17 protein-coding genes and 2 pseudogenes are annotated in these 21651 nt (G+C 63.9%); 14 read left to right on the top strand and 5 right to left on the bottom strand.

The genetic code is table 11. The annotated features are described in order from the left end of the window. Positions 1-436: 436 nt before the first annotated feature. Complete coding sequence (locus tag F8237_RS24545; RefSeq protein WP_151648698.1) at positions 437-706, bottom strand: hypothetical protein; 270 nt, start codon at positions 704-706, stop codon at positions 437-439. Positions 707-1010: 304 nt separating this feature from the next. Here F8237_RS24545 and F8237_RS24540 point away from each other — a divergent pair, with 304 nt between their 5' ends. From F8237_RS24540 to F8237_RS36445, 10 genes are all read left to right on the top strand, one after another. Next, on the top strand, positions 1011-2243 hold the full coding sequence (locus F8237_RS24540; RefSeq protein WP_162006201.1) for an SMP-30/gluconolactonase/LRE family protein: 1233 nt from the start codon (positions 1011-1013) through the stop codon (positions 2241-2243). A 133-nt stretch (positions 2244-2376) separates the two neighbouring features. Further along, on the top strand, positions 2377-3495 hold the full coding sequence (locus tag F8237_RS24535) for a D-alanine--D-alanine ligase family protein (protein WP_151648694.1): 1119 nt from the start codon (positions 2377-2379) through the stop codon (positions 3493-3495). A 242-nt stretch (positions 3496-3737) separates the two neighbouring features. After that, positions 3738-4982: an ABC transporter substrate-binding protein gene (locus F8237_RS24530; RefSeq protein ID WP_151648692.1), complete on the top strand. Its 1245-nt coding sequence runs from the start codon at positions 3738-3740 to the stop codon at positions 4980-4982. A 112-nt stretch (positions 4983-5094) separates the two neighbouring features. Continuing rightward, positions 5095-5970 carry a branched-chain amino acid ABC transporter permease gene (locus tag F8237_RS24525; RefSeq protein WP_151648690.1) on the top strand — a complete coding sequence of 292 codons (876 nt, stop codon included), beginning with the start codon at positions 5095-5097 and terminating at the stop codon, positions 5968-5970. Position 5971: 1 nt separating this feature from the next. Beyond that, positions 5972-6898: a branched-chain amino acid ABC transporter permease gene (locus tag F8237_RS24520; protein ID WP_151648688.1), complete on the top strand. Its 927-nt coding sequence runs from the start codon at positions 5972-5974 to the stop codon at positions 6896-6898. Further along, positions 6898-8376 (top strand): ATP-binding cassette domain-containing protein, encoded by a 1479-nt coding sequence (locus F8237_RS24515; RefSeq protein WP_151648686.1) that lies wholly within the window; start codon positions 6898-6900, stop codon positions 8374-8376. Before F8237_RS24520 ends, F8237_RS24515 begins: the two co-directional genes overlap by 1 nt. 38 nt (positions 8377-8414) lie before the next feature. Next, entirely contained in the window at positions 8415-9653 is a 1239-nt protein-coding gene (locus F8237_RS24510; protein WP_151648685.1) for an ABC transporter substrate-binding protein, read from the top strand. A 195-nt stretch (positions 9654-9848) separates the two neighbouring features. Further along, positions 9849-12359: an excinuclease ABC subunit UvrA gene (gene uvrA, locus F8237_RS24505; protein WP_151648683.1), complete on the top strand. Its 2511-nt coding sequence runs from the start codon at positions 9849-9851 to the stop codon at positions 12357-12359. A 154-nt stretch (positions 12360-12513) separates the two neighbouring features. After that, complete coding sequence (locus F8237_RS24500; protein ID WP_151648681.1) at positions 12514-13824, top strand: ABC transporter substrate-binding protein; 1311 nt, start codon at positions 12514-12516, stop codon at positions 13822-13824. Positions 13825-14184: 360 nt separating this feature from the next. Then, positions 14185-14373, top strand: coding sequence for a hypothetical protein (locus F8237_RS36445; RefSeq protein ID WP_167527450.1), 189 nt, complete (start codon positions 14185-14187; stop codon positions 14371-14373). 166 nt (positions 14374-14539) lie between these two features. Here F8237_RS36445 and F8237_RS24490 read toward each other — a convergent pair whose 3' ends face one another. From F8237_RS24490 to F8237_RS36975, 3 genes and pseudogenes are all read right to left on the bottom strand, one after another. Continuing rightward, the gene (locus F8237_RS24490) at positions 14540-15709 is read right to left on the bottom strand and encodes a Gfo/Idh/MocA family protein (protein WP_151648677.1); all 1170 of its coding nucleotides are present in this window, start codon (positions 15707-15709) and stop codon (positions 14540-14542) included. 48 nt (positions 15710-15757) lie between these two features. Next, positions 15758-16072: a septal ring lytic transglycosylase RlpA family protein gene (locus tag F8237_RS24485; RefSeq protein ID WP_151648675.1), complete on the bottom strand. Its 315-nt coding sequence runs from the start codon at positions 16070-16072 to the stop codon at positions 15758-15760. 103 nt (positions 16073-16175) lie between these two features. Continuing rightward, positions 16176-16268 (bottom strand): annotated as a pseudogene (locus tag F8237_RS36975) (CmcJ/NvfI family oxidoreductase); the annotation flags it as partial. A gap of 164 nt (positions 16269-16432) precedes the next feature. On the opposite strand from F8237_RS36975, the pseudogene F8237_RS24475 reads away from it, so the two are divergent. Continuing rightward, positions 16433-17414 (top strand): annotated as a pseudogene (locus tag F8237_RS24475) (ABC transporter substrate-binding protein). A 225-nt stretch (positions 17415-17639) separates the two neighbouring features. Here the strand turns inward: F8237_RS24475 and F8237_RS24470 are convergent. After that, entirely contained in the window at positions 17640-18107 is a 468-nt protein-coding gene (locus F8237_RS24470) for a hypothetical protein (protein WP_151648673.1), read from the bottom strand. 373 nt (positions 18108-18480) lie between these two features. On the opposite strand from F8237_RS24470, the gene glgC reads away from it, so the two are divergent. Genes glgC through F8237_RS24455 form a run of 3 tightly spaced genes read left to right on the top strand, consistent with a single transcriptional unit; the run spans position 18481 to position 21495 of the window. Further along, the gene (gene glgC, locus F8237_RS24465; protein WP_151648672.1) at positions 18481-19743 is read left to right on the top strand and encodes a glucose-1-phosphate adenylyltransferase; all 1263 of its coding nucleotides are present in this window, start codon (positions 18481-18483) and stop codon (positions 19741-19743) included. Then, the gene (glgA, locus tag F8237_RS24460; protein ID WP_151648670.1) at positions 19740-21197 is read left to right on the top strand and encodes a glycogen synthase GlgA; all 1458 of its coding nucleotides are present in this window, start codon (positions 19740-19742) and stop codon (positions 21195-21197) included. The genes glgC and glgA overlap by 4 nt, the downstream gene beginning before the upstream one ends. A gap of 37 nt (positions 21198-21234) precedes the next feature. Further along, on the top strand, positions 21235-21495 hold the full coding sequence (locus F8237_RS24455) for a SemiSWEET transporter (RefSeq protein ID WP_151648668.1): 261 nt from the start codon (positions 21235-21237) through the stop codon (positions 21493-21495). The last annotated feature ends 156 nt before the right edge of the window (positions 21496-21651 follow it).

The following is a 21651-nucleotide window of genomic DNA, read 5'->3' as shown; positions in this document are numbered from 1 at the left end:
CCCAGGCGCGTCGCGCCCAGCCGGCCCTCAGGGGCAGCTAAGAAGAAGCCCGCCAATCAGGAGGGTGGACAGCAGCGCGGCCGGGATCGTGGCGGCGGCCAGAGCCACCTCCCCCGAAATCCCATCGATTTGGCCGCGAATCAGCATTGCCAGACCCTTTTGAGCCCTCAAATCCTCGGTCAAAACCGTTGACGGTTGGTTGCCGGGAGGCTCGACGCGCTGTTTCTAGACGAGAAATGGCAGCAACTGCAACGCCAAAAGATGGTCAGTGGAACTGACCTGGTTGCACGGTGCGCGCCGAACGCGCGGGTGGCAGGCGCGACCACGAGAGCACGACCGGGCAAGGCCGGCTTCGATCCGAGCAGGCGTCACATACGATGATTCCGAATTTCGGTGAAATGGAATATCTGAACGCGACGACCCCGAGAACCCGAAACTACCCCGCGCGGCGGGCGCGCGCCCGGCTCTCCCAGCGATCCAGCATCTTGCCGAGTTCGCCATTGGCCGGAGCGGGCTGTGTCATCTGATTGACGGCCGCAGCCTCGTTGGTGTTGGCGGGCACAGCGGCGCGGAGCCAGCCCGGCTCGGTATATTCGCGCCAGCGGCGCGCCTCCGCGCGTCGTTTGCGGGAGACGAGATCGCGGGTGACATAGCCGGCGGCGAACGCGATGGCGAGCGCTATGACCAATGCAACAACGGCTAACACGATGAACTCCGGCTAATGCTCCGGAAACGTTCTGCCATCATCGCGCGTGAGGTCAAGGCTTGACACGCCCTAAAAACCGTCCGGTCAACCGCAAAGGCTCGACGGCAGGCTCCGAACGACGAGGCCGGGACGAATTGTCGCTTCCGCCCTCGCCTCGCCGCAATGCCGCCGCGTTCCAGCCTTTGCGAGCCTGCCATCGCGCAGAGGATGCGAACCTGCCTCTCGCAACCGGGCGCGGACCGGACTAACCTTCGCACCGCTCGGCCGGATCAACCGGCTAGCCGAACATGACCGGGAGGACGCGATGACACGCCAAAAGGCTCGTGACGACGAGCAGCGTGACCAGGATGCTGCGCTTTCACGACGAACACTTGTCCGGGGACTTGCGCTCGGCGCCGCCGCCACGATGGCCGGCCCCGCGCTCGCCCAGACCGGACCTGCCGCCCCGCCGACGACGATCACCACGCCGCCGCGCGATTTCGGTCCGGGCGGCGCACCGACCACCTATTTCTGGGACCCTGACATCATCGCGGTCGATCCGTCCTTCAACGATCTGGCGCAGCCCAACACCGCGATCAAGCGTCTCTACACCGGCGTGCTATGGGCCGAGGGCCCGGCCTGGAGCGCGCAGGGCCGTTACCTCCTCTGGAGCGACATTCCCAACAACCGGCAGATGCGCTGGAGCGAGGATGACGGTCATGTCAGCGTGTTTCGCACGCCCTCAAACTACAGCAACGGCAACTCGTTCGACTACCAGGGCCGCCAACTCTCCTGCGAGCATCTGACTCGGCGCGTGACGCGCTACGAGAACGACGGCACTGCCACGATCCTCTGCGACAACTATAACGGCAAGAAGCTGAACTCGCCGAACGACGTCGTCGCCCATCCCGACGGCAGCTACTGGTTCACCGATCCGCCCTATGGCGGCCAGCTCTACGAGGGCGAACCGGACGCCCCGGGCGGACCGAGCAACGCCGCCGGCAAGCTCAATCCGCGGATCGGACAGCCAGCCGGTTTCGCAGCCGGCAAGCGCGAGCTGCCGACCAACTGCTATCGCATCGATCCCAGCGGTCGCGTCGATCTCGTCGTCACCGAGGAGCAGGTGCCTGATCCGAACGGCCTTTGTTTCTCGCCCGACTTCAAGAAGCTGTACGTGGTCTCCACCGGCAAGGGACCGGGCGACACCGGCGCGGGCGGCAAGGGCGAGATCTTCGTGTTCGACGTCGGCAGCGACAACAAGCTGTCCAACCAGAAGCTCTTTTCAGACTGCGTGATCGACGGCGTGAAATGCGGACCGGACGGCGTGCGCTGCGACGTCAACGGCAACGTCTGGGCCTCCAGCAATGCCGGCCGCGCGGTCGGCTATAACGGCGCGACGACGTGGTCGCCGGACGGCAAGCTGCTCGGCCGCATTCGCCTGCCCGAAGTCTGCGGCAACATCTGCTTCGGCGGACCGAAACGCAACCGCCTGTTCATGGCGGCGAGCCAGTCGCTCTATGCCGTGTACACGGCAACGCAAGGCGCGGGACCGGGCTGAGCCGGAGCGAGTCGAAACGCGATGCGGCGCCGGTGGACCTGTCCGGCGCCGCATTGTCGCGAAGAGCCTCATCGATACGCCAACATCGAGGCAAGAGAGGTGACTTTGGCGCCTGGCGCGTGATAACTGAACCATGGCAAACAAAATTCGCGTCGTGGTTCTCTATGGTGGCCGGTCCGGTGAGCATGAGGTCTCGCTGAAATCTGCGGCTTCCGTGTTCCGGCATCTCGACCGCGAACGCTTCGAGGTGATCCCGGTCTCCATCGACAAGACGGGTCGGTGGCAGTGGAACGATCTTGCCACCATCGACCCGGCGCAGGCGGTCTTGCCGATCCTGCCTGATGCCCCCGAGATGCGGCTCGCCAGAGGCCCCGATGGACGCGGCGTTCTCAAGCCGATTTCCGAGAGCGCTGCACGCCCGATCGAGATCGACGTCGTCTTTCCGGTCATGCACGGGCCCCTCTGCGAGGACGGCACCGTGCAAGGTTTGCTGGAGCTTGCCGAAGTCCCCTATGTCGGCTCGGGCGTTCTCGCCTCCGCCGTCAGCATGGACAAGGACGTCGCCAAGCGGCTCGCGCAATTCGCCGGCGTTCCGATCGCGCCCTATCGCGTGCTCACCCGCAAGGCCTACGCTCAGGATCGCATCGCATCCCTCGCGAAAGCGATCGAGGGCCTGACGCTCCCGGTGTTCGTCAAGCCGTGCAACATGGGCTCCAGCGTCGGCATTCACAAGGTCAAGATCTGGGATGCACTTGGCGCTGCGCTCGACGATGCGTTTCGTTACGACGTCAAGGTTCTGGTCGAACAGGGTATCGACGCGCGCGAAATCGAGGTCGCGGTGCTCGAGGGCGAGACGCTGTTTGCAAGCGTCGCCAGCGAGCTCAATCCCAACGCCCATCACGAGTTCTATTCGTACGAGGCCAAATATCTCGATCCCGACGGCGCGCGGGTCGATCTCCCGGCGAAGCTCGACGCCAGCCAGATGGAGCGCGTGCGCGCGCTCGCAGTACAGGTCTTCGCCGCGCTCGAATGCAGCGATCTTGCGCGCGTCGATTTCTTCCTCGACCGGAACACCGGCGATTTCTGTTTCAACGAGATCAACACCCTGCCCGGTTTCACGTCGATCAGCATGTACCCGAAGATGATGGAAGCCTCGGGCGTGCCGTATAAAGAGTTGCTGACGCGCCTGGTCGACACGGCGCTGGATCGGCACCGACAACGCCAGTCGCTGGGACGAGGCTACGCAGGTTAAGCGATCGCGGCTCGTCTGCAGCAGTTTCATGTGTCCAACGCATCGGCATGCCGGCCGACGAAATTTACATGCCTGATCATGACGCCGAGTCTCGCCCGCGTTCTGCCTGCAATTTACGCAGCCGCTAGACTTTAGTCCTCATCGTACAATCCTGAATACAGTTTCACTTGCCGAGAATACGCTCGCCGTTATAGTTGCGACATAATGGCTCAAAGAAGCTTGGTCCAAAGGGAGAAAACAATATGAATAAAGCACTCTCTTGTGCATTGCGAAGTGCGCTTGGTGCGGCCGCGACAGGCGCGGTGTTGGTCGCGTCGAGCGCGGCATTTGCGGCCGATCCGATCAGGATCGGCGTGATCGCGGAAGCGCAGGCGATTGCCGGCGCATCGATCCCGCAAGCGGCCCAGCTTGCCGCCGACGAGATCAATGCCGCGGGCGGCGTCGACGGCCGCAAGATCGAGATCATCGGCTACGACAACCACTCCTCCTCGGCAGATTCGGTGCGCGCGTTCCAGCGCGCGGTGAACGAGGACAAGGTCAACGCGGTCATCGCCAGCTATATCAGCGAAGTGGTGCTGGCGCTGGAACCCTGGGCCTCGCGCCTGAAGACGCCGTTCGTGACGCCCGGTGCTGCCTCCAACGAGATCAGCAAGAGCGTTCACGCCGACTACGAGAAGAACAAGTACACTTTTCACGGCTATCTGACCTCGGCGGCGCTTGCGCTTTCGGTCTGCGACGGCGCCAAGGATCTGCTCGTCGACAAGCTGCACATGAAGACGGCCGTCATCATGAGCGAGGACGCCGCCTGGACCAAGCCGCTCGATGTCGGCTACGAAGAATGCCTGCCCAAGATCGGGCTGAAGGTGCTCGACCACATCCGCTTCTCTCCCGACACCACCGACTTCACCCCGATCTTCAACAAGATCGAAGGTTCCAAGCCGGACGTCATCATCACCGGCATCTCCCATGTCGGCGTGCAGCCGACGGTGCAGTGGAAGAACCAGCAGGTGCCGATCCCGATGTTCGGCATCTCCTCGCAGGCCACCAACGAAACCTTTGGCAAGGACACCAACCAGGCGGCCGAAGGCGTGCTCTACCAGGGCGTCTCCGGCCCTGGCGTCGCGGTGACGCCGAAGTCGGTGCCGTTCGCGGAGAACTTCAAGAAGAAGTTCGGCAACTACCCGTCCTATGCCGGCTACACCTCCTATGACGAGGTCTATTACATCGCCGACGCCGTGAAGCGCGCCGGCTCGACCGACGCTGACAAGCTGGTCGATGCGCTGGAGAAGACCGACTGGGAAGGCACGATCGGCCGCGTCCAGTTTTACAACAAGGACGATCCGTTCACGCACTCGATCAAATACGGCAAGGGCCTGATCACCGGGCTGATGCTGCAATGGCAGGACGGCAAGCAGAGCGCGGTCTGGCCGAAGGACGTCGCCAAGGTCGACATCAAGTTCCCGAGCTTCATCAAGCTCAGCAACTGATCGGCAGGACATGCTCCCGGGACCACCTCCCGGGAGCTTCCACTTGCGCGCCCCAACGGCACCTTTCCTCAAAGCGGCAGCCCGGCTGCCAGCCATAGATTGCCAATCATAGATGCGAGCTTTCCAGATTCTGATCGATGGCTTTGCCATCAGCGCTCTCTACGCTCTCGGCGCCACCGGCTTCACGTTGATCTTCGGCGTCTCCGGCGTGCTCAACCTCTCCCACGGTGCCATCATGGTGGCGGCAGCGGTGGCCGCCTGGGCCGCCGCCAGCGTGCTCAACGTCGGCACCTATGCCGGCGCGCTGATCGGGGTCGGGGTCGCCCTCCTCACGGCGTTTGCCACCTACTTTGCGGTGGTGAAGCCGATCCAGGACTCCCGGCGCATCCCCAATGAGGAGAAGGAGATCTTCGTCCTCACGGGGACGCTGCTCTGGGGCATCATGATCCAGGAGCTGATCGCGTATTTCTTCACCAACAACGCCAAGACGGTGCTACCGATCGTCGAGGGCGTCGTCGACGTGCTCGGCGTCCGCACGCCGAAGAACGAGATCTTCACCGCGATCGTGTGCTGCCTCGTGATCGGACTGCTGTGGCTGCTGGTGAACCGCACCCGCACCGGCAAGGCGGTGCTGGCGGCCTCGATGAACCCGCGCGGCGTCACCCTGCTCGGGCTCGAGCTCACCAACATCTACATCGTGGTGTGGGGTATCTACGGCATCCTCGCCGGTATCGCCGGCGTGCTGCTCGGGATGTTCCTGGGCGTCAGCTCCTACAGCGTGGGCCCGCTCACCGCGAGCGCGTTCTCGATCGTGGTGCTCGGCGGCCTCGGCAGCGTCTCCGGCTCGCTGATCGCCGCTTTCGTGGTCGGCTATCTCGAAACGCTGACGGCCTATCTGGTCTCGCCGGCCTATCGCACCATTCCGGCGCTGCTGCTGCTCGTGTTCGTGATGTATATCCGGCCCCAGGGCCTTCTAGGGAGGCGCTGAGATGGCGAGCTTTTTCACCTCACGCCTGTTCTTCATCTCGCTCGCGCTCGTGATCATCGCGGCGACGCTGCCGCTTTATGTCTCCGGCTATGTGCTCGGGCTGCTCACCGTCGCGTTCTATTTTGGCGTGTTCGCGATGGCCTGGGATCTGCTGTTCGGCTTCGCCGGCGAAGTGAATTTCGGACCGACCTTCCTGATCGGCGTCGGCGCCTACACCGCCGGCATCCTCAATGCCCAGTTCGGCTGGTCCGTCTATCTCTGCATCGTGCTCGGTGCGAGCGCGTCCGTCCTCGCCGGCCTCGTGCTGGCGCTGCCGGCCCTTCGCGTGCGCGGACCGTATTTCGGCCTGACCACGCTGGTCGCGGTGTTGATGCTGCAGAACTTTATCGTGGTGTTCGCGGACCTCACCGGGGGCGAGATCGGCCTGACCATTCCCGATGTCATCACCATCAATGCCGGCGCGAACTACTGGATCGCGCTCGGCTTCATGACGATCTCGGCGGCGATCCTCTACGGCCTGTCGCAATCTCCTGTTGGCCTCGTGCTGCAAGCCAGCGGCCAGGACCCGGTGCAGGCCGGCGCACTCGGCTTCAACATCGTCAAGCACAAGCTCGCGGCCTTCATCGTCAGCGCATTCTTCTCAGGCCTGTCAGGCGCGCTGCTGGTGTTCTATTTCGGCACCGCTTCGGTCGGCACCGTCGTCGACGTCGCGGTCGGCGTCAACGTGATCGTCTCCGCCGTTCTTGGCGGAAGGCGCACGGTGCTTGGGGCTGCGCTGGGTGCGATCTTCCTGATCGTCGCCGGCGAATTCCTGCGCCCGACCGGCGAACTCGCCACCTTCATCGTCTCGGCAGTCGCGCTGCTGGTCGTTCTGTTCTTCCCCGGCGGCTTCCTCGGAGCGGCCCTCTCGCGCGAGGCTCGCTCGTAATGGACATGAAGACAAACCGGCCCGTGCTCGAAGTTCGCGGCCTGACCAAACGTTTCGGCGGATTGACGGCGGTGAAGAACCTCGGCTTCGAGGTCAATAGCGGTGAAATCTTTGGCCTGATCGGGCCGAACGGCTCAGGCAAATCCACCGCGATGAAGAGCGTGATGGGAATCGAGCGCCCGACCGCCGGCGACGTGATCTTCGAGGGCGAGAATGTCGCCGGCCTGCCCGCGCACAAGATCGCGCGCAAGGGCTTCGGCATGGTGTTCCAGCACTCGCGGCCGCTGAACCGCCAGACCGTGCTGGAAAATATCATGGTCGCGCTGCTGCCGGACAGCCTGTTCATGCTGTTCCCGGACAAGGCATTGGTCGAGCGCGCCAAATGGATCGCCGACCGCGTGGGCTTGGGCTCGGTGATGAATCGCCGACCGCCGACGCTGCCGTTTGCCGATTTGAGGCGGCTCGAGCTTGCCAAGGCGATCGCGCGCGATCCCAAGGTCGTGCTGGTCGACGAGCCGTTCGCCGGCCTCACGCGCGCCGAGGTCGACGTGTTCTCCGACCTGATCCGCAGCTTTCGCGACGACGGCCGCGCCGTCATGCTGGTCGACCACAACGTCAAGAGCGTCGCAGCTCTGGTCGACCGCGTGCTCGCGATGTATCTCGGCGAGGAGATCGTCACCGGCAAGGCCGAGGACGTCATGAAGAACGAGACCGTGCGCCGGGTCTATCTCGGCGGCGCGATCGAGACCCATGCGCGGCCGGAGACCAGCTTCAAGGACAAGGTGCCTCTGCTCCAGGTCGAGAACGTCAGCGTCCATTACGGCAAGGCGCAGGCGCTGGAGAATGTCTCGATCCACATCCACGAGGGCGAGTTCGTCTCCGTTGTCGGCCTCAACGGCGCCGGCAAGACCACGCTGTTCAACACCATCTCCGGTTTCCTGCCCTACACCGGTGAAATCGTGCGCGGCGGCGAAAAGCTGCGCGGCACCAGCCCGGCCAAGATCGCCCGCAGCGGTCTCGTGCAATGCCCGGAATCGCGCGAGCTGTTCGGCGAGATGAGCGTGCGGGAAAATCTCGATCTCGGCGGCCAGCATCTCTCCGACGACAAGCGCGCGACGCAGCTCGCCTGGCTGTTCGAGCTGTTCCCGATCCTGAAGGAGCGGCAGGGCCAGCTGGCCCAGACGCTGTCGGGCGGCGAGCAGCAGATGCTGGCGATCGGCCGCGCGCTGATGATGCAGCCGCAGATCCTGATCCTGGACGAGCCGACGCTGGGCCTTGCCCCCGTCATTCTCGAGCTGTTGTCCAAGGCACTCACGAAGCTGCGGCAAACCACGTCGATCACGGTGCTGCTCGGCGAGCAGAACGTGACCTTCGCGCTGCCACATGCCGACCGCGTCTATGTGCTGGAACACGCCAGGATCGTCTGGGAGGGCGATCCCGGCCGTTTCGCCGCCGAGGCCGGGGCCGATTTTCTCTAAGTCGCCTATCAACAATAAAACAACGAAGGGAAACGACCATGCGATCATCGACGATTTTGGCGAGCAGCCTCCTCACCTCAGCGCTGGCGCTGTGCCTCGCCGCGCCCGCCTACGCGCAGTCGAACGATCCGATCAAGATCGGCGTCATCGCCGAGGTGCAGTCGATCGCAGGCGCTGCGACCCCGGGCGGCGCGCAGATCGCCGCCGACGAGATCAACGCCAAGGGCGGCATCCTCGGCCGCAAGGTCGAGATCGTCACCTATGACAACAAGAGCTCCTCGGCCGACTCCGTGCGCGCCTTCCAGCGCGCAGTGAGCGAGGACAAGGTCTCCGCCGTGATCGCGAGCTACATCTCCGAAGTCGTGCTGGCGCTCGAGCCCTGGGCGGCGCGGCTGAAGATGCCGCTGATCACGCCGGGTGCCGCCTCGAACGAGATCACCAAGGCGATCCACAACGACTACGAGAAGAACAAGTATACCTTCCACGGCTATCTGACCTCGGCCGCGCAAGCCCAGATCGTCTGCGACGCGGCCAAGGATCTCCTGGTCGACAAGATGCACATGAAGACCGTCGCGATCATGAGCGAGGACGCCGCCTGGACCAAGCCGCTCGACATCGGCTATGAGGCCTGCCTGCCCAAGGCCGGCCTGAAGGTCGTCGAGCATGTGCGCTTCTCGCCCGATACCACCGACTTCACGCCGATCTTCAACAACATGGAGGCCAAGAAGCCGGACGTGATCGTCACCGGCATCTCGCATGTCGGCGTGCAGCCGACGGTGCAGTGGAAGAACCAGCAGGTGCCGATCCCGATGTTCGGCATCAGCGCGCAGGCGTTGAGCCCGAGCTTTTGGAAGGACACCAATGGCGCCGCCGACGGCGTGCCGTCGCTGGCGGTTGCAACGCCCGACGTCGCGGTAACCTCCAAGACAAAGCCGTTCGCGGCCGCCTTCAAGGCCAAGTTCGGCATGCCGCCGGCCTATACCGGCTACACCGCCTATGACGAGGTCTACATCATCACCGACGCCATCAAGCGCGCCGGCTCGACCGATCCCGACAAGATGGTCACCGAACTCGAGAAGACCGACTTCGAAGGCACGATCGGCAAGATCCAGTTCTACGGCAAGGACGACGAGTTCACCCACGGCATCAAGTCCGGCCCCGCGACCGTTTCAGGCCTGGTGTTCCAGTGGCAGGACTCCAAGCAGGTCGTGGTTTGGCCCGAGAAGATTGCCGAAGGCAAGCTGAAGTTTCCGAGCTTCGTAAAGCTGTCGCAGTAACACCGGCGCCGCACCTGGTACCGGCAACCCAACGATGCCTGCAAGGCCCGTCGCCATGCCGCGACGGGCCTTCGCTTTGTGCCGAACACAATTGGCATGCTGGCATCGGGGGACCCATCATACGATCTTTCCGTTAGTCTCCAATCGCGACCGGCGCCAAGCGGAGCCGGCCGCATGCGGTCCTGGAGGAGCGAGATGGACGATCGACCGACCCGGCCGGATGGGCTGACACGAGACGACGGCTTCGTTCGGGTGCGAGGCGCGCGTGAGCACAATCTCAAGAACGTCGATGTCAAGATTCCACGCAACGCCCTCGTCGTGTTCACGGGCGTGTCGGGCTCCGGAAAATCCTCGCTCGCCTTTGGAACGATCTACGCCGAGGCGCAACGACGATATCTGGAATCGGTGTCACCCTACGCGCGGCGTCTCTTCCACCAGATGCAGATCCCCGAAGTCGACGACATCGAAGGCTTGCCACCCGCCGTTGCGCTCCAGCAGCAGCGCGGCGCGCCGACCACGCGGTCGTCCGTCGGCAGCGTGACAACCATCTCGAACCTGCTCAGGATGCTCTATTCCCGGGCCGGAGACTATCCGCGTGGGCAGCCGATGCTCTATGCGAAATCGTTTTCTCCCAACACTCCGGAAGGCGCCTGCCCGACCTGCCACGGCATCGGCAGGATGCTCGACGTCACTGAGAAATCCATGGTGCCGGACGACACCAGAACGATCCGCGAGCGCGCCGTCGCGGCCTGGCCGAGTGCCTGGCAGGGACAGAACCTCCGGGACGTCCTGACGACGCTGGGCTACGACGTCGACAAGCCCTGGCGCGAGCTTCCCAAGAAAGATCGCGACTGGATCCTGTTCACGGAGGAGCAGCCGACCGTTCCGGTCTATGCCGGCTACGACGCAGCAGAAGTCAAACGGGCGCTGCGCCGCAAGGAGGAGCCGAGCTACCAGGGCACGTTCACCGGCGCAAAGCGCTACGTGATGCAGACCTACGCCAAGTCCGAGAGTGCGATGATGAAGCGCCGCGTCGCGCAATTCATGATCATCCGGGACTGCCCGACCTGTCACGGCACACGGCTGAAGCCGGAGGCGCTCAAGGTGAAGTTCGCCGGGCTCAATATCGCCGAGATGTCCCACCTGCCGCTCAAGCAATTGCAGGAACTGATCCAGCCGTTCGCAAGAGCCTCAGCAGACAGGTCGGAGAAGACTGTCGTCGCCAAGCGCATCTGCGAGGATCTGTCCGCGCGCCTCGCCGTCCTGCTCGACCTTGGCCTCGGCTATCTCGCCTGCGAGCGCAGCACGCCGACGCTGTCACCGGGCGAGTTGCAGCGCTTGCGTCTGGCGACGCAGGTCCGCTCGAACCTGTTCGGCGTGGTCTACGTGCTCGACGAGCCCTCCGCCGGCCTGCATCCGGCCGACACCGAAGCGCTGCTGCGGGCGCTGGACCGGTTGAAGCACGCGGGCAATTCGATCTTCGTGGTCGAACACGAGATCGAGGTCATCAGGCATGCCGACTGGCTCGTCGACGTCGGGCCCGACGCCGGCGAAGGCGGCGGACTCGTTCTCTATAGCGGGCCGCCCGCGGGGCTCGGCGAGATCGAGCAATCGCGAACCGCCCGCTATCTCTCACATCCAAGAAAGCCGTTGCCGACGACCCACCGCGAGCAAAAGGGGCATCTGAAGGTCAGGGGTGTGACCCGCAACAATCTTCGCGGTCTCGATGTCGACATCCCGCTGGGCGTCCTCGCCAGCATCACCGGCGTGTCGGGCTCCGGCAAGTCGAGCCTGATCAGCCAATTCCTCGTCGATGCCGTGGCCGGCCATCTCGGCCACACGCTCGCCGCTGATACCGACGACGACAACCTTACGCCCACGATCGAGACATTGGGTGGCAAGATCGTCGCCGGCCTCGACCAGGTCGATCGCCTCGTCGTGGTGGATCAGAAGGCGATCGGCCGAACCCCGCGATCCAACCTTGCGACCTACACCGGCCTGTTCGACCATGTGCGCAAGCTGTTCGCAGCAACGCCGCAGGCGAAGTCCCGCCGCTACGATGCCGGACGCTTCTCGTTCAATGTCGCAAAAGGCCGCTGCAGCACCTGCGAGGGCGAGGGATTCGTCAGCGTCGAGCTTCTGTTCCTGCCGAGCGTCTATGCGCCCTGCCCGACCTGCAAGGGTGCGCGCTACAACGACAAGACGCTCGACGTGAAGATCCGCGGCCGATCGATCGCGGACGTGCTGTCCATGCGGGTTGACGAGGCCTTCGAGTTCTTCCGCGACGATACCGCGCTGAACCGGTCGCTCTCGGTCGTCCGTGAAGTCGGCCTCGGTTACATCCGCCTCGGTCAATCCGCCACCGAGCTGTCCGGCGGCGAGGCCCAGCGGATCAAGCTGGCGACCGAGCTGATGCGACCGCAGCGCGGCCACACGCTCTATGTCCTGGACGAGCCGACCACCGGTCTTCATCCGCGCGATGTCGAGCGGCTGATCGCGCAGCTCGAGCGGATCGTGGACGCCGGCAACAGCGTCGTCGTGGTCGAGCATGACATGGACGTCGTCTCTCACAGCGACTGGATCATCGATCTCGGCCCCGGCGCCGGCGACGAGGGTGGCCGTATCGTCGCATCGGGAACGCCGCGTCAAGTCGCTCGAGCCGGCGGGAAGACCGCGGGCTATCTTGCTCGCCGCTTGAAACAGTAACCGCGCGCTGCTTCATAACTCCATCTCGCAATTGCGTTCTGTACCGGGAGGACAGAGCCAGACTTTAGCGATGTTGACTTTCCGCCGGCCCGCTCCCCATACTTCGCAAAAAAATAACCGGCACGATCAACAGACGGCTTTGAGGGAGGATAGGATGCCGACTTCACGCAGGCAGCTGCTGAAGAGTTCGGCGGCTGCCGCCGCCGCACTCAGCCTCGATTGGACACGGGCCCAGGCGCAAGCCGAGACATTACGCATCGGCCTGATCTACGACCTCACCGGCCCCTTCGCCGCCGGCGGCTCGGTCGCCTCCTCGGTCGGCGCGCAGATCGCCATCGACCTCGTCAACGAGAAGGGCGGCATCGGCGGCAAGACCAAAATTGTCCCTGTCGCCGCGGACTCCCAGAGCAAGGCCGACGTCGCCATCAACGAGGCCGAACGGCTGATCAGCCAGGAAAAGATCGACATCATCAACGGCGTCTATTCCAGCGCGCATGCGGTGCCGATGGCGGCGAAAGTCGAGCAGCAGAAGAAGATCCTCTGGATCACGACCGCGGTCTCGACCGCCGTGTTCAAGGACAAGAACCTGCAATACGTGTTTCGCGCGCAGATCCATTCCGACCAATATGGCCAGGCCTTTGCCGGCTTCATCGCCGAGCACGCAAAGACAAAACTCGGCATGGAGCCCGGCGAGGTCAAGGTCGCGCTGATCCACGAGGACGGCCCCTATGGCGTCGGCGTCGCCGCCGCCGACGAGGCCTATTCCAAACAGGCCGGCATCCAGGTGGTGATGCGCGAGGGTTATTCGGCTTCCGCGCCCGACCTCTCGGTACTCGTGACCAAGCTCAAGCGGGCCAAGGTCGATGTGATCTCGCATGCCGGCTACAACCCCGACATCACCCTGTTCCTGCGCCAGGCGCGAGAGAGCGGATTGCGCTTCAAGATGCTGTTCGGCGCCGGCGCCGGCTACAGCCAGCTCGACAAGCTGCGCGCCACCTTCGGCCCCGACATCGACAATTTCTGCAACATCGATCCGGTGCCGGCGCAGCTGCTCGATCCCGCCAAGCTCGCGCCGGGTATCGGCGACCTCACCAAGACCATGGTCTCTCGCTACCAGGCCAAGACCGGCGCGACCGACGTGCCGCCGCACTGCTCGATGGGGTTCAACCAGACCTGGGTGCTGCTCAACAACGTGCTGCCGGTCGCCAGGGAGAAGTACGGCAGCTTCGAGCCCGAGGCCATTCGCAAGGCCGCACTCGACGTCGACATTCCCGCCGGCGGCACCATCCAGGGCTATGGCGTCAAGTTTTTCCCACCGGGCACGCCGATGTCAGGCCAGAACGAACGCTCGACCCCGGTGGTGATGCAGAACGCCGGCGAGCACATCTCGGTGGTGTGGCCGACCAACATCCGCACCCAGGACCCGGTGTTTCCGCTGCCGAAGGGATCGACTTACGGGGCGTGATGACCGAACGCGTCACGGCGGTCTGCTTACCCTCCCCTGGAGGGTAAGTCGCCGCGCTGCGCCGACGGTGCCAAGCGCGTTGCAGCCGGATGTGCTTGCATCCTCCGGTAATCTTTTTCACGCTGTGGTTGGATTTTCGACCACGAGGGAGCGCGCGCAGGTTGTGGGACGAAGTCGTTTTGAAACAAAAGCCTTCTAGATTGTGTGATCTGGATAATGAGTTCGGCTTCATTTTCCGGCGTAGAAGCAGATCAGCCAATCCCATTTGGGTCGGCATGACAGGCAAAACGGCTCACATTGCGAGCCACGCCAGTGGAATCAGACATTTTGAGAAAATGAATCCCAGCGATGGGGGTGACAATGCCCGCCATACTCGAATTGCTCTACAAGGAATTTTGCCGCGCCCGCCTCGCTGAGATGCGCAAGCAGCTTCTGCTGACGGGCAAGCATCCTGAGATTTTCCAGCCGGCTGACGATGGCTCCGATCCGGATGGCGCCGGCGATACCAATGCCGGCGACGAAGCAGATTCGAAGCGTTCAGGGAAATGAGTGGCGCCTGTCGCTGCAGCATTATTTCAGGACGAAGACTTTTCAGGAGACGACATTGAACACGCCCGAATTCTATACCGCATCGATTGCCTGTCTCTCGTGCATGACGATTGCCCTGATGATCGTCGCCGGAGCGTGGTAGGCAACGCCCGCGACGAGAAGGCCGCTACAGCACCACCCGTCGTCCCTCCTCTGCCGCCCAATAGCCGGCGTAGTTCACCTTGATCGTCTCATAGGCCAGCGCGAGGTCGGACAGCGGCTGCCGTCCGGTCGCGGCGCATTCCATGAAATCCTGGATTTCCTGCAAATAGCCGCGCGTCCATTCCTCCTCGAGGCAGACATATTGCCAGCCGGTTTTGCGGTCGACCTTCTCGGTGATGTAGACGCTGGCGAGATTCTCCTCGCTGGTCTGGTAGCTCATCAGATGATTGTTCGGGGTGATGTTGGCGAACAGCGAGCCGCCGCTCGTATAGGTCTCGATCAGATTGCGGACGCCGCCCATGATCATGTCGCCGGAAAACACGGTCGCCTTGGTGCCGTCCGAGAAAGTCGCGGTGAGCGTGCCCCAATCCTCGACGTCGAGCGGATTGGCCTTGATGTAGCTGCGCTCGTCAGGCTTCAGGCAGGCGGTGACGTTTCCGACATCCCCGGTAACGCTGGCAACGCGGATGGTCTCGCCGCGCGCCTTCGCCTCGACTTGCTTGAGATAGAGCACCGCCGAGAGCGGATGGCAGCCCATGCGGATCAGCGAGCCGCCGCCGGTCATCGCCCATTGCGCGGCGTGTGCCGCGTGCGAACCGGAATGGCTCTCCTCGCCCTTCATGAACAGGATCTTGTCTTTCGTCGCCTTGATGATCTCCGCGGTCTTGGTCACCGCGGGTGCGTAGATCCAGTCCTCGGCATACATGAAGAGGCGTCCGGTGCGCTCGATCGCGGCGCGCGTGGCGTCCATCTCTTCGAGCACACGCTCGTACATCAGCGCCTTCGGCACATGCTTGCCGATCGGCTGCTGGTCGCCCTCGCGGCCGAAATAGCCGGCAAAGGGCTTCTCGCAGATCACATGCTTGCCGGCCTGCATGGCCGCGACGATCATCTCGGCGTGGAGGTTGGGTGGCGTGCAGATGTCGATGACATCGAGCTCGCGGTCCGCGATCAGATCAGTGAAGCTGCGATAGACCCGCGGAACGCCATGGTTTCTTGCGAATTCGACGACCTTGTCGCCGCGCGCGGCGACCGCCGCGACTTCGACGTCCACACCATAGACGCGCCGGAACGCATACATGTGCAGCTCCGACACGAAACCGCAGCCGACGAGTCCCACCCGAATCCTGGCCATAGCGCCCCTCACCCATGCTTTGGGCGGCACTATAGCGCGCCGGCAGTTCTATTCCACCGAGACCCGCACCACGCCGGCACTCATCATGCCGAGCGCGCGGGCGGCCGGCACGGACAGATCGACGATGCGACCTCGAATGAAGGGACCGCGATCGTTGACGCGGCATTGAATGGATCGGCTGCCATACGATACCCGGAGCACGCTGCCAAAGGGGCGCGTCCGATGGGCACAAGTCAGCTCGCCGCCCTTGCCCGCTTTTCCGTATCCGTAATAGGAGGCAAGCCCGCTCTCGGCATGCGCAACGGAGATCAGGGCCAGAGAAGAAATCGAAGCACAAAGCAATAAGGTCGTCTGCGCTCGCACGGCACCGCTCCCGGTTGCCCTGCCCCGCGCTGCAAACGTCGCCTTGTTCCCCTTGGTTCCGGGAACACTGCCGGGCAACGCCCGGCAGTGCCATCACACATTGTTACTCTTTGTGAAAGACCAGGGTGCGGATCTCGATGCTCTCGCGCGGCGCCGCGTCCGCCGGCGTGGTCGGATCGACGAAGGCCGTGTGCGGCCGTCAGTTGCGGAATTGCTGAAACGTCCTTGCCGATCGCGCGCGCAATAAGGTCGGGCATTTCATTGACTGCAAAGCTCGCGATCATAGACTTGATCGTCCCACTGCATCGTTCGCTCACGCGTCGTGAGCCAAAGTTACAAGCCGGCAACAAGACAGATCACATGAGCATCAACTCCCACGACCATCCCATCGCCCGCCGGCTCGCCGCATCGCTGCTCGCCGCCGCGATCACGCTGTCGACCGCGGCCGCTTCCTTCGCCGCCGACGCGATCGTGCTGCGCGTCGGTGACCAGAAGGGCGGCAACCGTTCGCTGCTCGAAATCTCCGGCTACGCGAAGGACCTGCCCTACAGGATCGAATGGTCGGAATTCCCAGCCGCAGCGCCGATCCTCGAAGCGCTCAACGCCGGTGCGCTCGACGTCGGCTATACCGGCGATCTCTCCTTCCTCTCGGTCTATGCGGCCGGCGCGCCGATCAAGGCGATCGGCGGCACCAAGTCGGACGCGAAGACGCAGGCGATTCTCGTGCGCCAGGATTCGCCGATCAAGTCGGCCGCCGATCTCAAGGGCAAGCGTCTCGCCGGCACGCGCGGCGGCTGGGGCCAGTTCCTGATCGACGCGACGCTGGAGAAGGCGCAGATCAGGCTGGAAGACGCGACCCTTCGCGCCGCTCGGCCCGGTCGATGCCAAGGTCGCGCTGGTGGCCGGCTCGATCGACGCCTGGGCGGTGTGGGAGCCCTACATCTCGTTCGCGACGCTGAAGGACAGGGCCCGCGTGATCGCGGACGGCGAAGGCCTGACGCCGACCATCACCTTCATCGTCGCGACCGACAACGCCATCGCCACCAAGCGCGCGGCGGTGCAAGATTTGTTGCAGAGGCTGAACAAGGCACGGCTGTGGTCGCTCGATCACATCAGTGAATAAGCCAGGAGCACGGCCGAGCTGACCAAGCTGCCGGAGGACGTGCTGCTGTCGGCCTACACCGCACAGCGCACCAGCCCGATCGTGATCGACGAGAAGGTCGTGAAGGAAGTGCAGGAAGCGTCCGACCGCGCGACGCGTTACGGCATCCTGCCGAAGACGCTCGACGTCAGCAAGGCCGTCGACCGCAGCTTCACCGCCGCGGCTGCGGGCTCGAATTAGGGCGTTTTCGAGCGAAGTGGAGACCGGTTCGCGTGAGGAAAACGCGTCAAAACAACCATCTGGAGCTCCGTTCCGATTCATCGGAACGGAAACGAATCTAGGCGGGGAGCGGCGGGATGCCCAGGCCTCGCCTCAAGGCCGGCCCGTTGCATCTCGCCGCGATCGTGCTCTTGCACCTCGCCTGCATGAGCCTGATCGTGTGGCTCTCGCTCTGACCGCGCGCGACTACCAATATCCGCGGTGATAGTGACGGTGGTAGACCCGGTATGGCCGGTAGTAGCCGTAACGAGGGCCGTAATACGGACGGTAGACCCTGTAGCCGTAGTATCGGGGACGCGGCGCGTAGTACGGTCCGTAGCCATAGCCGTAATAGGCCGGCGCATAACCATAACCATAGCCGTAGCCGTAGCCTGGTCCCGGATATCCATAACCGCCGTAATACGGGCCGCCGCCGTAATAGCCGTAAGGCGCGCCGCTGGCGATGGCACCGCCGATGATCGCGCCGGCGGCGAACCCGCCGATGCCCCATCCCAAGCCTCCGCCGCGCCAATGCACCTGCGTGACATCGTCACCGACGGCGGCCTTCATGGTCGCGACGTTGGTCGGCAGCGGGGCCGCCGCCGCCTGCTCGATTTGGCCGGCCATCACCGCACCCGCCAGCGAACAGGCAATTGCCGTTTTCCAGAACCTCATCGTCTTGCTCCCTATCTCACGTTTCGCTTGGAAAAGGATCGCAAGACCATGATCAGCCATCCTTGCGCCAAATCAAAGTCTCCGAAAGTCAAAGCCTCCGGTTGCGTGCGGCGCACAAGAGAGCCACGTCTGCCGTGCTCAAACATGCCTCAATTGTGGTCAGGCCTCGGCTTTCGCGCCGCCCGGATATGACACCGGCACGACAAAGCCGGAGGCCGCAGGACCACGGCAAAGCATTAAGCTTCCCGCGCGTTCGCAACCAACAAGCACCTTCCCGATTTACTCTTCGTACCGTTACTATCGGTTCCAATGGTGCGCGGCCGAAGGGCGCCTCGCGAAGGCCTTGGTTTGCGCCAGAGTGTGGGAGGATGACATGAGTGCCGCCGGAAATGAGCCGCTTGCCCGCCAGGCGCTGGCATTCGTCCTGGCAGGCGGGCGCGGCAGCCGGCTGCTGGAACTGACCGATCGGCGCGCCAAGCCCGCGGTCTATTTCGGCGGCAAGTCCCGCATCATCGATTTCGCGCTGTCGAACGCAGTGAACTCAGGCATCCGCCGTATCGCGGTCGCGACGCAGTACAAGGCGCACAGCCTGATCCGCCACCTTCAGATGGGCTGGAACTTCTTCCGTCCCGAGCGCAACGAGAGCTTCGACATCCTGCCGGCGAGCCAGCGCGTGTCGGAGAACATGTGGTATGTCGGCACGGCTGACGCCATCTACCAGAACATCGATATCATCGAGGCGCACGCCTGCCGCTTCATCGTGGTGCTCGCCGGCGACCACATCTACAAGATGGACTACGAAGTGATGCTGCGGCAGCATGTCGACAGCGGCGCCGACGTCACGGTCGGCTGCCTCGAAATGCCGCGCGCGGAATCCTCGGGTTTCGGCATCATGCATATCGACGAGAACGGCTGGATCCAGCAGTTCCTGGAGAAGCCCGCCGACCCGCCGCCGATGCCGGGCAAGCCGGACGTCTCGCTCGCCAGCATGGGCATCTACGTATTCGACTCGAAATTCCTGTTCGACCAGCTCAAGCGCGACGCCGGGGATCCGAACTCGAACCACGATTTCGGCAGGGACATCATTCCCTACGTCGTCAAGAACGGCCGCGCCATCGCGCACCAGTTCTCCACCTCCTGCGTGCGGACCGGGACCGAAGCGCGCTCCTACTGGCGCGACGTCGGAACGGTCGACGCCTACTGGGCCGCCAATATCGACCTCACCGACGTCGTTCCGGAACTCGACCTGTTCGACCGCGCCTGGCCGATCTGGTCCTATTCGGAGATCACGCCGCCAGCCAAATTCGTCCATGACGAGGAGAGCCGTCGCGGCCACGCCGTGAGCTCGCTGGTCTCCGGCGGCTGCATCATTTCCGGCGCGTCGCTGCGCCGCTCGCTGCTGTTCACCGGCGTGCGCATCAACTCCTACGGAAATGTCGAGAACGCGGTGCTCATGCCCTACGTCAATGTCGGCCGCGGTGCGCGGCTGAAGAACGTCGTGATCGACCGCGGCGTCGAGATTCCCGAGGGGCTCGTCGTCGGCGAGGATCCTGAATTCGACGCCAAGCGCTTCCGCACCACCGAGCAGGGTATTTCGCTCATCACCCAGCCGATGATCGACAGGCTCAATACATGACGCCTGTTCGCGTCCTCGCGGTCGCCTCCGAAGTCTATCCGATCGTCAAGACCGGCGGCCTCGCGGATGTCGCCGGCGCGCTGCCGCTTGCGCTGAAGGCGCACGGCGTCGAAATGCGCACGCTGATGCCTGGCTATCCCGACGTGATGCGGCTGCTCGCGGGGGCCGATGAAATCCAGCGCTGGCCGGATTATTTCGACGGACCTGGACGCCTGCTCGCCGGCTCGCATGACGGGCTCGATCTGTTCGTGCTCGATGTGCCGCATCTCTACGCGCGGCCGGGCAACCCCTACGTCACCACGGAGGGCGTCGACTGGCCCGACAACGGCCTGCGCTTCGCCGCGCTGTCGCGGATCGCGGCCGATATCGGCCACGGCCTCGTGCCGGCGTTCGTGCCCGATGTCGTGCACGCCCACGACTGGCAGGCCGGGCTCGCACCGGCCTATCTGCACTATGACGGTCGCCCGCGGCCCGGCACCGTGATGACCATTCACAACATGGCCTATCAGGGCAAGTTCGACCGCGATCTGGCAAGCGCGATCGGCCTGCCCCGGGACGCCACGTTCGATGTCCACGGCCTCGAATATTTCGGCGGCATCAGCTTTCTCAAGGCCGGCCTGCAATTTGCCGATCGCATCACCACGGTGTCGCCAACCTACGCACGGGAGATCCAGAGCGACGAAGGCGGCATGGGGCTCGGCGGCCTGCTGCGCGAGCGCGCCGGTGTGCTGAGTGGCATCCTCAACGGCATCGACACCGAGGTGTGGAATCCCCAGACCGATCCGCACATCGCCTACCGCTTCGGCGCGCACGACCTGACGTTCAGGGCCGCGAACAAGGCCGTGCTTCAGCAGCAATTCAATCTCGATTCCTCGGACGAGGCGCCGCTGCTCGGCGTCATCAGCCGCCTGTCCTGGCAGAAGGGTCTGGACCTTCTGCTCGAGACCATTCCCACCATCCTGGCAGAAGGCATGCAGCTCGCCCTGCTCGGCAGCGGCGACCGCGATCTGCAGGATCGCTATCAGGCCGCCGCCCGTGCCAACCCAGGGCGGATCGGAGTCGTGATCGGCTATGACGAGATCCTGGCGCATCTGATACAGGCCGGCTCGGACGCGCTGGTCGTACCGTCGCGTTTCGAGCCGTGCGGCCTGACCCAGCTCTGCGCGCTACGCTATGGCGCCGTGCCGATCGTCTCCCGCGTCGGCGGTCTCGAAGACACCATCCTAGATATCGGCGAGGCTGACGCGTCGGACCGGGATGCCACCGGCTTCAAGTTCGCACCCGTCAACGCGGATGCCCTCGCCGGCGCGCTGCGCAAGACCAACACCGCGTTCCACGACAAGGGGATCTGGCGCCGGCTGCAATTGAGCGGCCTTGCGACCGACGTCTCCTGGCGCAACCGCGCCGGCGACTATGCTGCGCTCTATCGCGATCTCGTGGCGCGGCGCGCCTGAGGCGGAGGCGCCGTCGAATCCATGCTATAGAGCGGGCATGGACCCATTCGCGATCAAGCTGATCGGCTTTGCCGCAGCCACCTGCACCACCATCGCCTACGCGCCGCAGGCCATCAAGGTGTGGAAGACCCGCTCGGCGCGCGACATCTCGCTCGGCATGTTCCTGATCATGGTGCTGGGCCTGACGCTGTGGCTGATCTACGGCCTGCTCAGCGGCGACGCGCCGCTGGTCGCCGCCAACGCCATCACCATTCTGCTCGCCGGCGGGATCCTGTTCATGAAGCTGAAATACGGGTGAGATTGAACCCTCTCCCCTTGTGGGAGAGGGTGGATCAATCGCGCTTTGCGCGATTGAGACGGGTGAGGGGTCTCTCTCCGCGAGTCCCATTCTCGTTTGAATGCGCGGAAAGATACCCCTCATCCGGCGCTTTGCGCCACCTTCTCCCACAAGGGG

Source organism: Bradyrhizobium betae, from assembly GCF_008932115.1.
In the GTDB taxonomy this organism is placed as follows: Bacteria; Pseudomonadota; Alphaproteobacteria; order Rhizobiales; family Xanthobacteraceae; genus Bradyrhizobium; species Bradyrhizobium betae.
Note: the sequence above shows the minus strand (reverse complement) of the source record. Positions and strands in the feature narration are given on the sequence as shown.

What these genes read in the sequence shown, in the direction of transcription:
- F8237_RS24540 (WP_162006201.1), top strand. Translation starts at nt 1,011, where the DNA reads ATGACACGCCAAAAGGCTCGTGACGACGAGCAGCGTGACCAGGATGCT.
- F8237_RS24535 (WP_151648694.1), top strand. Translation starts at nt 2,377, where the DNA reads ATGGCAAACAAAATTCGCGTCGTGGTTCTCTATGGTGGCCGGTCCGGT.
- F8237_RS24530 (WP_151648692.1), top strand. Translation starts at nt 3,738, where the DNA reads ATGAATAAAGCACTCTCTTGTGCATTGCGAAGTGCGCTTGGTGCGGCC.
- F8237_RS24525 (WP_151648690.1), top strand. Translation starts at nt 5,095, where the DNA reads ATGCGAGCTTTCCAGATTCTGATCGATGGCTTTGCCATCAGCGCTCTC.
- F8237_RS24520 (WP_151648688.1), top strand. Translation starts at nt 5,972, where the DNA reads ATGGCGAGCTTTTTCACCTCACGCCTGTTCTTCATCTCGCTCGCGCTC.
- F8237_RS24515 (WP_151648686.1), top strand. Translation starts at nt 6,898, where the DNA reads ATGGACATGAAGACAAACCGGCCCGTGCTCGAAGTTCGCGGCCTGACC.
- F8237_RS24510 (WP_151648685.1), top strand. Translation starts at nt 8,415, where the DNA reads ATGCGATCATCGACGATTTTGGCGAGCAGCCTCCTCACCTCAGCGCTG.
- uvrA (WP_151648683.1), top strand. Translation starts at nt 9,849, where the DNA reads ATGGACGATCGACCGACCCGGCCGGATGGGCTGACACGAGACGACGGC.
- F8237_RS24500 (WP_151648681.1), top strand. Translation starts at nt 12,514, where the DNA reads ATGCCGACTTCACGCAGGCAGCTGCTGAAGAGTTCGGCGGCTGCCGCC.
- F8237_RS36445 (WP_167527450.1), top strand. Translation starts at nt 14,185, where the DNA reads ATGCCCGCCATACTCGAATTGCTCTACAAGGAATTTTGCCGCGCCCGC.
- F8237_RS24490 (WP_151648677.1), bottom strand. Translation starts at nt 15,709, where the DNA reads ATGGCCAGGATTCGGGTGGGACTCGTCGGCTGCGGTTTCGTGTCGGAG.
- F8237_RS24470 (WP_151648673.1), bottom strand. Translation starts at nt 18,107, where the DNA reads ATGAGGTTCTGGAAAACGGCAATTGCCTGTTCGCTGGCGGGTGCGGTG.
- glgC (WP_151648672.1), top strand. Translation starts at nt 18,481, where the DNA reads ATGAGTGCCGCCGGAAATGAGCCGCTTGCCCGCCAGGCGCTGGCATTC.
- glgA (WP_151648670.1), top strand. Translation starts at nt 19,740, where the DNA reads ATGACGCCTGTTCGCGTCCTCGCGGTCGCCTCCGAAGTCTATCCGATC.
- F8237_RS24455 (WP_151648668.1), top strand. Translation starts at nt 21,235, where the DNA reads ATGGACCCATTCGCGATCAAGCTGATCGGCTTTGCCGCAGCCACCTGC.